This window comes from Bradyrhizobium sp. 62 (assembly GCF_023073035.1).
GTDB lineage: Bacteria > Pseudomonadota > Alphaproteobacteria > Rhizobiales > Xanthobacteraceae > Bradyrhizobium.
On sequence record NZ_JADPIT010000023.1, the window covers coordinates 313,506 to 326,226 of the forward strand.

General features: G+C 65.0%; 10 protein-coding genes. 4 read left to right on the forward strand and 6 right to left on the reverse strand.

The annotated features are described in order from the left end of the window. Positions 1 to 96: 96 nt before the first annotated feature. The 4 genes from IVB47_RS25110 to IVB47_RS25125 all read right to left on the reverse strand — a co-directional run bounded on the left by IVB47_RS25110 (position 97) and on the right by IVB47_RS25125 (position 8,631). Positions 97 to 3,249, reverse strand: coding sequence for a multidrug efflux RND transporter permease subunit (locus IVB47_RS25110; protein WP_247465235.1), 3,153 nt, complete (start codon positions 3,247 to 3,249; stop codon positions 97 to 99). Between the two features lie 6 nt (positions 3,250 to 3,255). Next, positions 3,256 to 4,449 carry an efflux RND transporter periplasmic adaptor subunit gene (locus IVB47_RS25115; RefSeq protein WP_155810045.1) on the reverse strand — a complete coding sequence of 398 codons (1,194 nt, stop codon included), beginning with the start codon at positions 4,447 to 4,449 and terminating at the stop codon, positions 3,256 to 3,258. Positions 4,450 to 4,714: 265 nt separating this feature from the next. Beyond that, the gene (locus tag IVB47_RS25120) at positions 4,715 to 7,315 is read right to left on the reverse strand and encodes an autotransporter outer membrane beta-barrel domain-containing protein (protein ID WP_247465237.1); all 2,601 of its coding nucleotides are present in this window, start codon (positions 7,313 to 7,315) and stop codon (positions 4,715 to 4,717) included. 296 nt (positions 7,316 to 7,611) lie between these two features. Then, on the reverse strand, positions 7,612 to 8,631 hold the full coding sequence (locus tag IVB47_RS25125) for a cyclopropane-fatty-acyl-phospholipid synthase family protein (RefSeq protein ID WP_247465241.1): 1,020 nt from the start codon (positions 8,629 to 8,631) through the stop codon (positions 7,612 to 7,614). Positions 8,632 to 8,833: 202 nt separating this feature from the next. Between IVB47_RS25125 and IVB47_RS25130 the strand changes: the two genes are divergently transcribed. From IVB47_RS25130 to IVB47_RS25145, 4 genes are all read left to right on the forward strand, one after another. Further along, the gene (locus IVB47_RS25130) at positions 8,834 to 9,859 is read left to right on the forward strand and encodes a flagellar motor protein MotA (RefSeq protein ID WP_247359542.1); all 1,026 of its coding nucleotides are present in this window, start codon (positions 8,834 to 8,836) and stop codon (positions 9,857 to 9,859) included. Positions 9,860 to 9,863: 4 nt separating this feature from the next. Beyond that, entirely contained in the window at positions 9,864 to 10,892 is a 1,029-nt protein-coding gene (locus tag IVB47_RS25135; protein ID WP_247283836.1) for a peptidoglycan -binding protein, read from the forward strand. After that, positions 10,892 to 11,338 carry a GNAT family N-acetyltransferase gene (locus IVB47_RS25140; protein ID WP_247431894.1) on the forward strand — a complete coding sequence of 149 codons (447 nt, stop codon included), beginning with the start codon at positions 10,892 to 10,894 and terminating at the stop codon, positions 11,336 to 11,338. Before IVB47_RS25135 ends, IVB47_RS25140 begins: the two co-directional genes overlap by 1 nt. A gap of 98 nt (positions 11,339 to 11,436) precedes the next feature. After that, entirely contained in the window at positions 11,437 to 11,658 is a 222-nt protein-coding gene (locus tag IVB47_RS25145) for a hypothetical protein (RefSeq protein ID WP_027570257.1), read from the forward strand. A 331-nt stretch (positions 11,659 to 11,989) separates the two neighbouring features. On the opposite strand, the gene IVB47_RS25150 is transcribed toward IVB47_RS25145, so the two are convergent. Together IVB47_RS25150 and IVB47_RS25155 are read right to left on the reverse strand one after the other, a co-directional pair. Next, the gene (locus IVB47_RS25150) at positions 11,990 to 12,163 is read right to left on the reverse strand and encodes a hypothetical protein (protein WP_247283832.1); all 174 of its coding nucleotides are present in this window, start codon (positions 12,161 to 12,163) and stop codon (positions 11,990 to 11,992) included. Positions 12,164 to 12,416: 253 nt separating this feature from the next. Next, positions 12,417 to 12,721 (reverse strand): ATP-binding cassette domain-containing protein (locus IVB47_RS25155; RefSeq protein WP_247465243.1); only part of this gene is annotated, 305 nt, incomplete at its 5' end.

Consider the following 12,721-nt stretch of genomic DNA (forward strand, 5'->3'; position numbering starts at 1 on the left):
TTCCAGAGCGTCTGTTGGGTACGGAAAGGCCACGGCGTACTGGATGCCCCGCCCCCCGTGCGCAATTGCGCACTAGGCGGGGCATGACACCTCACCTTACGGCTTGGCCGGCGCGGGCGGCCCGTACATCTCGGCCTCCTTCGCCACCTTCTCCCGATCCCCACCCAGCACGCGTTGCACCGAGACGAAGAACACCGGCACCATCAGCAGCGCCAAAATCACCACCGCGATCATGCCGCCCATCACGATGCTGCCGAGCGCCTGCTGGCTGGCGCCGCCGGCGCCATGGGCGATGGCCATCGGCAGCACACCGCAGATGAAGGCGAGGCCCGTCATCAGGATCGGACGGAAGCGCAGGCGGCAGGCCTCGATGGTGGCATCCACCAGCGGCTTGCCTTCTTTCCGCAGATCCTTGGCGAACTCGATGATCAGGATCGCGTCCTTGGCCGCCAACCCGATGATAGTGATCAGGCCGACGGTGAAATAGACGTCGTTGGGCAGGCCGCGCAGCATGGCGGCCACCACCGCGCCGACGATGCCGAGCGGCACGGTGAGCAGCACCGCGAGCGGAATGGTCCAGCTCTCGTAAAGCGCGGCCAGGCACAGGAACACCACGAACACCGAGAGTCCGAGCAGGAACGGCGCCTGCGAACCCGACAGTTTCTCCTGGAGCGACTGTCCGGTCCATTCATAGCCGAACCCGCGCGGCAGCTTGCCGGCGAGCCGTTCCATCTCGGCGATGGCATCGCCCGAGGTGAAGCCGGGTTTCGCCTCGCCCGAGATGCGCACCGCCGGATAGTAGTTGAAGCCGGTAATCTGCGTCGGTCCGCGCGCCCATTCCACGGTGGCAAAGGACGAGAACGGCACGAGCTGGCCGCGGCTGTTCTTGACGTTGTAGTTGAGGATGTCCTCGGTTCGCATGCGGTCGCGGGCATCGGCCTGCACCACGACGCGCTGCATGCGGCCGCGGTTCGGGAAGTCGTTGATGTAGTTCGAGCCGAGATTGGTCGAGATCGTATTGTTGATGTCCTCAAAGGTGACGCCGAAGGCGCCGGCCTTTTCCCGGTCGATGACGAGATTGACCACGCCGGCCTCGGGCAGGCCTTCAACATAGACCTTCTGAAGCACAGCGCTCGCATTGGCCTCCGCGATCAACTGATCGGCGGCGCGCATCAAGGCCGGATAACCCTTCTGGCCGCGGTCCTGCAGGCGGAACGAGAAGCCCGAGGAGTTGCCGAGATTGTCGATCGGCGGCGGCTGCAGCGCGGAGATCTTGGCGTCGCGGATCGACGACGACAAATCGCGGTTGATGTCGGCGACGATCGCGGCCGCGGAATCCTTCGGCCCGCGCTCCGACCAGTCCTTCAGGGTGATGAAGGCCTGCGCGGTGTTCATGCCCTGGCCGGAGAAGCTGAAGCCGGTGAGGAAGGTGACGTTGTCGACGCCCGGGCGCTGCGCCAGGTATTTTTCGACCTTCTCGATCACCGCCTCGGTCCGGCCATAGGACGAATCCGACGGCGTCTGCACGTCGGTGGTGACGAAGCCCTGGTCGTCGACGGGCAGGAAGCCGCCGGGCAGGTTGACGAAGGCCCAGGACAGGCCGGCGAGCAGCGCGACATAGACCAGCATCAAGCGGCCGGTGCGCTTCAGCGAGAAACCGACGGTGCGGGAATAACCCTCCTTGCTGCCGTCGAGCATGCGGTTGAACCAGCCGAACACGCCTTTTTTCGCATGGCCATGACCGGCGGCAACGGGCTTGAGCAAGGTCGCGCACAGCGCCGGCGTCAGCGACAGTGCGAGGAAGGCGGAGAAGCCGATCGCCGCAACCATGGTCACGGAGAACTGGCGGTAGATGATGCCGACCGAGCCCGGGAAGAACGCCATCGGCACGAACACGGCCATCAGCACCAGCGTGATGCCGATGATGGCGCCGGTGATCTGCGACATCGCTTTCCGCGTCGCTTCCTTCGGCGGCAGCCCCTCCTCGGCCATGATGCGCTCGACGTTCTCGACCACGACGATGGCGTCGTCGACGAGGATGCCGACCGCGAGCACCATGCCGAACATCGAGAGCATGTTGATGGAGTAGCCGGCGAGCAGCAGCGTGGTGCAGGCGCCCAGCAGCGCCACCGGCACCACGATGGTCGGAATGATGGTGTAGCGGATGTTCTGCAGGAATACGAACATCACCACGAACACCAGCACGATGGCTTCCACCAGCGTCGTCAGCACCTTCTTGATCGAGGCTTCGACCACGGGCGTGATGTTGTAGGGAATCTCGTAGCCGATATTGGCCGGGAAGAAGCGAGACAGCTCCTTCATCTTCTCTTCGACGGCACTCGCGGTCGCCAGCGCATTGCCGGTCGGCGACATCAGCACGGACAGACCGGCGGTCGGCTTGCCATCGAGACGGGTGTTGAACTGGTAGCTGAGGCCGCCGACCTCGATGCGCGCGACGTCGCGCAGCCGCACGGTCGAGCCGTCGGCATTGGCGCGCAGGATGATGGTGCCGAATTCATCCGGGGACGAGAGCTGGCCCTTGACCAGCACCAGCGCGGAGGTGCGCTGGGTCGAGGTCGACGGCTCGGCGCCGATGCTGCCCGAAGCGACCTGGGCGTTCTGCGCGGCAATGGCCTTGTTGACGTCGTCGGCGGTCAGGCCATAGCCGACCAGCTTTGCCGGATCGACCCAGACGCGCAAGCTGCGTTCCGTCGAATACAGCGTGGCGCGACCGACGCCGGGGATGCGGCGGATCTCGCCGAGCACGTTGCGGATCATGAAGTCGCCGAGGCCGACCTCGTCGAGGCTGCCGTCGGTCGAGTTCAGCGTGATGATCTGGAGCACCGCGCTGGAGGCTTCCTCGATCAGGATGCCCTGCTGGATCACCGCGCGCGGCAGCCGCGCCTCGACGCGCTTGATGCGGTTCTGCACCTCGACCGAGGCGGCGCTGGTGTCGGTGCCCGGCACGAAATTGGCGATGATCTCGACCTGGCCGAGCGAGTCGCTGGTGGATTCGAAGTTGAGGATGCCGGAGGCGCCGTTGAGCTCCTCCTCGATCAGCCGCGTGACGCTGTTGTAGAGGTTTTCGGGCGAGGCGCCGGGATAGCTGGTCGAGATCGAGATCGAGGGCGGCGCGATGATCGGATACTGCGCGATCGGCAACAGCGGAATCGAAATTGCGCCGACCAGACAGATGAACAGCGCGACCACCCAGGCGAAGATCGGCCTGTCGATGAAGAAGCTCGCCATGGCGCGTTACCGCGTCAGCTTCTGGGCGTGCCGATTGTCGGCGGTCGCATCCGCTTCCGACCAGGATTGCGGCTTGACCCTGTCGCCGGCGGCGAACTTCTGGAAGCCTTCGACCACGACCTTGTCGCCGGCCTTCAAGCCCTCGGTGACGAACCAGATTCCGTCCTGCACCGAACCGGTGCGCACCGGCTGCACCGCGATGTGGTTGTCGTCCTTGACGACGAACACCTCGCTGCCGCCGCCGCCGTTGCGCTGGATCGCCTGCTGCGGCACCGCGATCGCGTCGCTATCGAGGCCCTGGTCGATGCGGACGCGGACATACATGCCCGGCAGCAGCTCGCGCTTGGGATTGCGGAACTCGCCGCGCAAGGTCACCTGACCGGTATTGGCGTCGACCTTGGCGTCGGAGAACAATAGTTTGCCGTCGAGCGAGTAGAGGGTGTTGTCGTCGAGCACGAGATGCACCTTGGCGGCATCAGGCGCGATGCGCTCGAGGTCACCGCTCTCGAAGGCGCGGCGGAGCTGGTTGAGCTCGTTCACGGACTGGGTGAAATCTGCATAGATCGGGTCGAGCTGCTGAATGGTGGCCAGATTGGTCTCGTTCTGGACCGCGAGCGCGCCCTCGCTGACCAGGGCGGCACCGACGACGCCGTCGATCGGCGCGCGCACGGTGGCGTAGTCGAGATTGAGCTTGGCGCGTGCGAGGTCGGCCTTGCGGCCCTCGACCTCGGCATGGGCCTGGCGCTCGGCCGCGATCGCCTTCTCGTTCTCGGCTTCGGGCGCGGCGCGCTGGGCTGTGAGCGTGGCGATGCGGCGGGCCTGCTGCTGGGACTGCATCAGCGCGGCCTCGGCCTTGGCGACCGCGGCGTCGTTGGCCATCACCTCGACCTCGAACGGACGCGGATCGATCCGGTACAGCGGATCGCCAGCCTTCACCTCGCTGCCCTGTCGGAACAGGCGCTCGACCACGATGCCGGAGACGCGCGGCCGCACGTCGGAGACCCGCGTCGGCGCAATGCGGCCCGGCAGCTCGCGCACCACGGCGCGCGGCTGCGGCTTGACGATGACGATGCTGACATCGGGGTCGTTGGGCTGGGCTGCTGAAATGGCGGAGCTGGATTCGTCGCAGCCTGCCAACAGCGGCGTAAAGGCCGCGAGCATCATTGCAACGCATGCCGATCGCGCGCGAAGTCCTGACATGAAGTTAAGTGCCCCGATATTGTTGAAACTGATCACGCGCCGCGGGGCCCGTTCTGGGCCATGGCACGCGGCTGATGCCGTCAAAATAGAGGGGACGTGCTGCGACGCAACGCACCTTGCGGGCGGCCCAATGTCACACGGCCTATGGTACTGAGTTCATGGCGTTTTTTACGCCTCACCCGATTGTGAGTCCGGTTCCACCGCCGCGTGCTGCGACAGAAGATCGCAACGAGCGGTGTTCCCACCCTGCTGCGGGCGGCGTGACTCACCAGGTGAGACGGAAGCCCCCGGTGCCCTTGTAATTGCGGTTGTCCGCGCTGTTGTTGAGGCTCGCATTGTAGGAGACTTCGCCGAAGACAGCGTAGCGCCCGTTGGCCCAGCTATAGGTGCCGCCGCCGCCGATGCTGCCCCACAGCCGATCTTGCGCATTGGCGAAGCTGGTGCCCGCGACATCGACGGTGGTGCCGTTGAGGAACTCGTAACGCAGATTGGCAATCCCGTAGACATCGGATCGCACGATGCCCGTGCCGTCGTTCCAGGTCCTCTGGTGGTTGAGTGCAAGACCGGCGCGGCCGAGCAGGCTGTCACCATCGCGCAACGCGACCGGCGCGCCGAACCGATCGGCAAAGCTGTCGAAAGCGACCTTCGCATAGGAAAGCTGCGCCTGCGGCGTCAGCAGCCAGCCGTTGCCCAAACCGATCCGCCTGCCGGTTTCAGCGCTGAAGGCGTAGCCGAGCCCTTCATTGCCGTGAATCAGGCTGCCGGCCAGCACGGAACTGAGATCGCTGCGATAGAACATCGACTGCGCCTGACCGTCGACATAAAAGCCGTTGTCGCCGTACCAGGTCACCGTGCTGCCCACGCCCGTTCCCTCGACGCGGATGCGACCATTGCCGAAGAACGAGGCGACATTGGCGGTCGTCAGGCCATATTGCGCCGTGAGGCCGACGAACAACCGGCCCCGCTCGTTCTCCAGCACAAGACCATCGAGCCCCGTCTGCACTTTCAGATGGTCGGCCTTGTAGGTCGAACCCGTTGTGTTGGAGGGCTGCAAGTCGGAATGCCCGCCTTCGATGCGGCCCCAGAACGCCGTCGGCGCCGATGACGCCGCGCCTGGCACCGTCGCCGCGCCACCGGCGCGCGCCATCGCATCGCTGCCGCCCCAATAGCGGTTGCCGACGCGCTGCTGCAGGGTCGGCAGATCATTCATGCCGAGCAGCACCTGCGCATAGTTCTCGTACAGCGGAACGCCCGGCTGGTAGAGCGGACCCGGAAGTGTCGCGGGCGGCGGGTTGAGCAGGCTTGAGCGCAGATACCAATCGCCGTCGCCCGGGCTGGCAATGCCGTTCTTCTGCAACGTGTAGGCATAGGCACCGCCGACCACCGCCTGCTCGCCGTGAAAGACATAGCTGCCCAAAAGCGAAAAGCTGCCGTTGGACGCGCCGACCACATCGATCACCTTGATGCCTTCGCCGGTCTGCGCGCCGGTGCCGCCGACATTGGTGACGCGCAGCGACGAAGTGCCCGACGTGCTTCCCTGCACTCGCAACAGATCGGTCTGAGAGCCATCGCCGCCGAGCCGGCTGTTGAGCTGCACGGTGCCGCCACTGCCGACATAATTGCCGGCAACGCTCAGCGTGGTGCCCGGCGCGCCGCCGAGGGTGACCGTGCCGGCATTGTCGAGCGAAGCGAGCGTTTGATTGAAGCCGGCAAGGTCGAGCGTGCCGCCGGAGGCTACCGCAAAGGCCGAGGCCGCGCTGAAGGTGTTCGCGGCTCCGGCGCGCAAAGTACCGCCGTTCACATTGGTCGCGCCGCTGTAGGTATTGGCGCCGGCCAGCGTCTGGGTGCCGCCAGTGAGCGTCAGGCCGCCGGTGCCGCCGATCACGCCGGCAAACTGATCGTTCGCGTTGGTGATGGTGAGGTTCTTCGCGCCGAGCGCGACGGTGCCGGTTCCTGCCAGGCTTTGAATGCTCGTGCCGGCGGCAGTGATGCCCGAGATACTGAAGGTTCCGTTTGCCACGACCCGGCTTGACGCGGCAACCGAGCCACTACTGGCGAGGGCAAGCGTGCCGGCCTGGATCACCGTCGCACCGGTATAGGTATTGGCTGCGCGGAGATTGAAGGTACCCGCGCCGGTCTTGGTCAATCCGCCGACGCCGGAAAAACCGGAGCTCGCGCTCACGGTGAAAGCCTGGGTGTCGACGGTCAGCCCGCCTGTGGCGATGTTGAGTGTTCCCGCCGAAAATCCACCGATGAAGAAGGCGGTATTTATCCGGGCGCGCAGGATGGCGTTATCGAAATTGACCTGTCCGGTTCCGACAGCGACGCGTGCGAGAGTGTTCGTCTCGAGTGTGCCGCCACTATTGATATTGAGCGTGCCCGCGCCACCAGCGAAGGTTCCGAGCGCAACCCCTGATTGGGCGACGACTCTGGCGCCGTTCTGGATGTTGAGTGTGCCATTGCCACTGGCGCCGATTTCGATCTGATCGCCGGATGTGATCCATTGCGATCCGGCGCCGCTGACAGTCACGGTGCCGTTGTTCCCGCCTGCGACTCCAATCGCGAGAGACGCGCCGTTGCTCGTCAGCGTGCTGCCGTTCTGAATCGTCAGACTGCTGGAAGATCCGCCAAGGAAGAGGCTTCCGGTCGCTCCGACTGCCGCGCCGCCGATGCCGAGCACGGTCGGGTTTGGCGAGGTCGTATTGATGTTGACGCCGTTGCCCGCGATTGGGACCACTCCGCCCGACCAGTTGCTGCCGACCGTCCAGTCATTGCTGGTCGTACCGGTCCAGCTTTGGGCGGAGGCGGATGCTGTGGACAGGGCTATCAGTGCCGCTGCCGCGCTTGCCAGCAGCAAGCGAAGCATTCGCGTCCGGGTGTCGCTGGATCGAGAGCGCTGCGTCCGTTTCAGACTCCTCCGCAGCGGATCATCGTGGTGTCGTCGGATCGAGGCAGCACCGATGCATTCGCGCATACGTCATTCCAATTGCGTCCGCACCGTTCGGGGATGCGGATTTATGTCGTCCACGAAGGACAACCACGACGATAGGCGAGCGGAAATGATCAGACAACAATCGCAACATGTTCCTGCAAAGAAAACGCGCAGCCTGTGCCGTTTGCGCAACGAAAGACGCTTAACAAATTCTTTCGAGTGTCCGCGCCTTATCCCGCCGCCTTCATCCGGTAGTGGCTGACGCCCCACTCGGTTCCGTCGGCGTAGCCGAACAGGCCCGAGGTCGCGAGAAAGAACCAGCGCCAGCGTCGCATCTGCAGGGCGGTCTCCTCACCATGGATGTTGCGCAAGGCCGCTTCGATGAAACAGCGATGCGTGTCGAAATTCGCGAGCCAGTCGTTGGCGGTGCGCTGATAATGCGTGCCGCTCCAGCACCATTCCTTCTCGACCGTGAAGATATCGTCGAATTGCCTGACGAGGTGATGGCTCGGCATCAGCCCGCCCGTTGAGACGCGCTGCGCGATCCAGTCGTCGCGATCGGCCCGGTCGAACAGGTGAGAGCCGGAGCGATGGGCGACGATGTGCATGAAGAAGCGCCCCTCGGGCGCCAGCCATGACCGCAGGCGCGTCATCAGCTTGCGCCAGTTCATCACGTGCTCGAACATCTCGACCGAGACGATGCGGTCGAATTGCCCGTCGGGTGCGAACACGTTGATGTCCGCCGTGACCACCCGCAGGTTGAGGAGACCGCGCAGCCGTGCCTCTTCCTCGATATGGGCGCGCTGCGCCTGCGAGCTCGACACCGCCGTCACCTTGGCGTGCGGAAACTGTCGCGCCATCCACAGCGACAGCGAGCCCCAGCCGCAGCCGAGCTCGAGGATGGTCTGGCCGTCGGCGAGAGCGGCATGCTCGGCGGTCTGGCGCAACGCCTCCTCCTCGGCCTCCTGCAAGGTGGTCGCGTCCGTCTTGTAGAAGCAGCAGGAGTATTTGCGGTTGGGACCGAGCACCTTCGCAAAGACCGAAGCGGGCACCTTGTCATGCCCGGCATCCGCGTCCTCGGCGATCGGCCGCAGCATCATCCGCCCGGCGAAAGCGGCATCGTCCGGCCCGCCCAGCGCGGACAGGCGCGTCACCGTGCGCGAGCACAGGCGCTGGATCGCCGCGCGGATCACGACATCAGGCAAAGGCACCCGTTCGGCAGTCCCGATGATCGCGGACACGACGCTCATGCGACGACTCCGTCTTGGGCAGGGGGAAAAGTGCGACTTGAACCTGTGGAATGCCGACGATTTGCAAAGTACGTCCTTACCAAAGCCCGGTTTCAGCTTTGGGTTCCCCAGCTCTCCCCGAAATCGGCGCATCCGGCGCTTTTTTTGGGCTGGCGCTGTGCCATAGTGCGCCCCGCAAGCAAGTTAACGGATGATACCGGCCATGCCGCCAGGCGCCTCGCCCCGCTCCTCCCTCGACATCGAATACACAAAGCTATCCTCGCCCAGCGTCTTCCTGGTGCGGATGCTGGTCTTCCTGGTGCTCTGCGCCCTGGTGGGGGTGGTGCTCTACAAGCAGATCATCCAGGCCTTCTTCGCCAATCCCGGGCTCAATGCCTTGATCGGCGGCGTGCTGTTCATCGGCATCATCCTGGCCTTCCGCCAGGTGATCCGGCTCTATCCCGAAGTCTCCTGGGTCAACAATTTCCGCATCGCCGATCCCGGCCTTGCGCCCGCCCGCCACCCCAAGCTGCTGGCGCCGATGGCGATGATCCTCGGCGGCGAGCGCACCGGGCGGATGTCGATCACCCAGACCACCATGCGGCACCTGCTCGACTCGATCGCGACCCGCCTCGACGAGGCCCGCGACATCTCCCGCTACATGACCGGGCTGCTGGTCTTCCTCGGCCTGCTGGGCACCTTCTGGGGCCTGATCGAAACGGTCGGCTCGGTCGGCAAGGTAATCGACGGGCTCAAGGTCGGGGGCGATTCCGGCGCCCTGTTCGACACGCTGAAAGAGGGGCTGGCCGCCCCGCTCGGCGGCATGGGCATCTCGTTCTCGAGCTCGCTGTTCGGCCTTGCCGGCTCGCTCATCCTCGGCTTCCTCGATTTGCAATCTAGCCAGGCGCAGAACCGTTTCTACACCGATCTCGAAGACTGGCTTGCCACCACCGTGCGCGAATATGGCAACGGCGAGGTGGCGGTCGCCTCCGGCGGTGGCGGCGGTGGCATTGCCAGCGGCGAGCTTCAGGCTGTCGTCGAGCGCTTGCGCACGGTGCTCGAGGAAGGCAGCGGCAGCCGCGGCACCACCGCGGCGATGGCGAGCCTCGCCGAAGCCATCCAGGCGCTGGTCTCGCATATGCGGACCGAGCAGCAGATGATCCGCGAATGGGCCGACGGCCAGGGCGAGCAGAACCGCGAGATCCGGCGCCTGCTGGAGCGCATCGCGCGTCAGCCCGAGAAGGGTTAACGACATGGCACTGGCGCGCGGCCGCCGCGGCGATACCTCCTTCAACTACTGGCCCGGCTTCGTCGACGCGCTGTCGACGCTGGTGCTGTCGATCGTGTTCCTGCTGTCGGTGTTCCTGGTCGTGCAGTTCTTCCTGTCGCAGGAGGTCACCGGTAAGGACAAGGCGCTGGAGCAGCTCAACGCCAAGATCGCGCAGCTCAACGAATTGCTGTCGCTGGAGAAGCTCGGCAAGCTCACGCTCGACGACCAGGTCTCGTCGCTGAAAGCCGGCCTCGCTTCGGCCGAGAGCGAGCGCGACCGCATCAAGGGCCTCTATGACGGGCTCGCCGCCGCCGGCAACGATGCGCAGGGCAAATCCTCCGAGCTCGGCAAGGCACTGGACTCCGAGAAGGCGGTTTCCGCCCGCGCGCTGGCGCAGATCGAGGTGCTGAACCAGCAGATCAGCGCGCTGCGGCGGCAGCTAGCGGCGCTGGAGGAAGCGCTAGACGTCTCCGAGAAGCGCGACAAGGAATCGCAAAATCGAATCGCCGATCTGGGCTCTCGCCTGAATGTCGCCCTGGCGCAGCGGGTGCAGGAATTGTCGCGCTACCGCTCGGAATTCTTCGGCCGCCTGCGCGCCATCCTCGGTAACCGCCCCGACATCCGCATCGTCGGCGACCGCTTCGTGTTCCAGTCCGAAGTGTTCTTCGACACCGGACAGGCGGTGCTGCTGCCCGAAGGCCGCGCCGAGCTCGACACGCTCGCGACCGCACTGATCGATCTCGACAAGAAGATCCCGAACGAGATCCCCTGGGTGCTGCGCGTCGACGGCCACACCGACGTGCGTCCGGTCAACGGTGCGAATTTCAAGTCGAATTGGGACCTCTCGGCCGCCCGTTCGATCTCGGTGGTGCAGTACCTGATCTCGCTCGGTGTGCCCGCCCAGCGCCTTGTCGCCGCCGGCTTCGGCGAATTCCAGCCGCTCGACACCGCCAACACCGAGGAAGCCTACAAGCGCAACCGCCGCATCGAGCTGAAGCTGACGGAGCGGTAGTGAGCGCCCTCCATCTTCGTCCTTACCTTCCCGCGGACGAGGCCGCCTCAATCGAGCTCTGGCATCGCACCTGGCAGCAGGCCTATCCGCAGATCGACTTCGCGGCACGGCTGGACTGGTGGCGCGAACGCTGGCGCAAGGAGCTGGTGCCGAAGGCTTCGATCGTGGTGGCGGAGCAGGACGGCGCACTCACGGGCTTCGTCACCATCGACGGCGACGGCTATCTCGACCAGCTCGTTGTCGATCCCGCGCATTGGGGCTCGGATGCGGCGCGGCTGCTGGTGGACGAGGCCAAGCGTCTGTCACCGACCGGCGTGACACTGCTCGTCAACAAGGACAACAGCCGCGCCATCCGCTTCTATGAGCGCAACGGCTTCGCGCATGCCGGCGACGAGGTGAATCCGACCTCGGGACGTCCGGTGCTGAAGATGATTTGGCAACCTTAGATTCTGGGGCGCGTGACGCCCGTCACGTCGGGATCCCATGGCGGCAGCTATTCGTTGTGCCTTGAGAAGGTGCGCCGGCAAGCGGATGGAGATGACCGATGAAACTGAGCGATCTGGCCAAGGGATCTTCGGTCCTGCTCGGCGTCATCGTCGCCGGATATGTTTCGACGAGCTATGTCGACCAGCGCCTCGCCACGCCGGTCAAGACGACGAGTGCTCCGACGAACGGCCTTGGGCCATCGGCCTGCGTCGATGAGGACGGGAGCTGGAAGAACTGGCCATGGCCGAATGTGCCGGCGCTGTCGCCGAAGTGTCGATGATCGGCGCTGTCGCGTAACTCTCCGTGACGCGCTCTCGGCTCAGGCGGAGTTCGAGCTCGAATTGCCAGCTTTTGGCTTTGAGGATCGCGTGGCGGCTTTCTTCGCGAAGCTCGATCGACTCGTTGATCGTTCGCTGCGCCCGCTCCAGGAGTTCGCGGGTCTCTTCGCTGTATGGCTGGGCCATGATGCGCACTCCCGTTGAGGCGGGAGCGCAAATCATCTCTCAGGCACCGACGCCTATGGACGAGCCTTTGGCCGGCGATACCCGATTAGGCGCCACATCCGGGGGAACCGCAAGGTCCATCCACTCGGCTCAGGGCGCGCGGGCGCCCTATCCGAAATTCCGGAAGCCCACGATGAGCAATCCGAAACTCAACACAGCGATCGCGCCTGTGCCCACGATAACAAGCAGGGCCGCCTTCCATCCCGCAAGGCCGCGCTTTTGCTGCCGAATAGCGAACAGGATGAGGAGGATGAAGAGTACCGGACCGATCAGAACAATCATTCAAGTATTCCCAATCACCAGGGGCGCAGGGCGGCCGATCCGGATCGTGCTCTTCGCGAGATCGACAAACATCCATCATCCGCTTGCTATGAAGGAAGACCTTGTCGCGCGACGCGCCTGCCAAAATCTCCGCCGTCATTCCCCGCGAAGGCGGGGAATCCAGTACGCCGCGGCTTCTCGATTAATCACGACCGTCTCGGAGTACTGGATCGCCCGCCTTCGCGGGCGATGACACTGTGCGTGAGGCGACGCCTCACGCCCCCTCGAACTGCAACCTCGCCAGCCTGGCATAGAGTCCGTTCGCGGCCACGAGCTCCGCATGCGTGCCCTGCTCGACGATCCTGCCCTGGTCCATCACCAGGATGCGATCGCACGACAGCACGGTGGCGAGGCGGTGCGCGATCACCAGCGTGGTGCGGTGGCGCATCAGCTCTTCCAGCGCGGTCTGCACCAGCGTCTCGCTTTCGGCATCGAGCGCGGAGGTGGCTTCATCGAGCAGGAGAAGCGGCGCATCGCGCAGGATCGCACGGGCAATCGCGATGCGCTGGCGCTGGCCGC

What these genes read in the sequence shown, in the direction of transcription:
- IVB47_RS25110 (WP_247465235.1), bottom strand. Translation starts at nt 3,249, where the DNA reads ATGGCGAGCTTCTTCATCGACAGGCCGATCTTCGCCTGGGTGGTCGCG.
- IVB47_RS25115 (WP_155810045.1), bottom strand. Translation starts at nt 4,449, where the DNA reads ATGTCAGGACTTCGCGCGCGATCGGCATGCGTTGCAATGATGCTCGCG.
- IVB47_RS25120 (WP_247465237.1), bottom strand. Translation starts at nt 7,315, where the DNA reads ATGCTTCGCTTGCTGCTGGCAAGCGCGGCAGCGGCACTGATAGCCCTG.
- IVB47_RS25125 (WP_247465241.1), bottom strand. Translation starts at nt 8,631, where the DNA reads ATGAGCGTCGTGTCCGCGATCATCGGGACTGCCGAACGGGTGCCTTTG.
- IVB47_RS25130 (WP_247359542.1), top strand. Translation starts at nt 8,834, where the DNA reads ATGCCGCCAGGCGCCTCGCCCCGCTCCTCCCTCGACATCGAATACACA.
- IVB47_RS25135 (WP_247283836.1), top strand. Translation starts at nt 9,864, where the DNA reads ATGGCACTGGCGCGCGGCCGCCGCGGCGATACCTCCTTCAACTACTGG.
- IVB47_RS25145 (WP_027570257.1), top strand. Translation starts at nt 11,437, where the DNA reads ATGAAACTGAGCGATCTGGCCAAGGGATCTTCGGTCCTGCTCGGCGTC.
- IVB47_RS25150 (WP_247283832.1), bottom strand. Translation starts at nt 12,163, where the DNA reads ATGATTGTTCTGATCGGTCCGGTACTCTTCATCCTCCTCATCCTGTTC.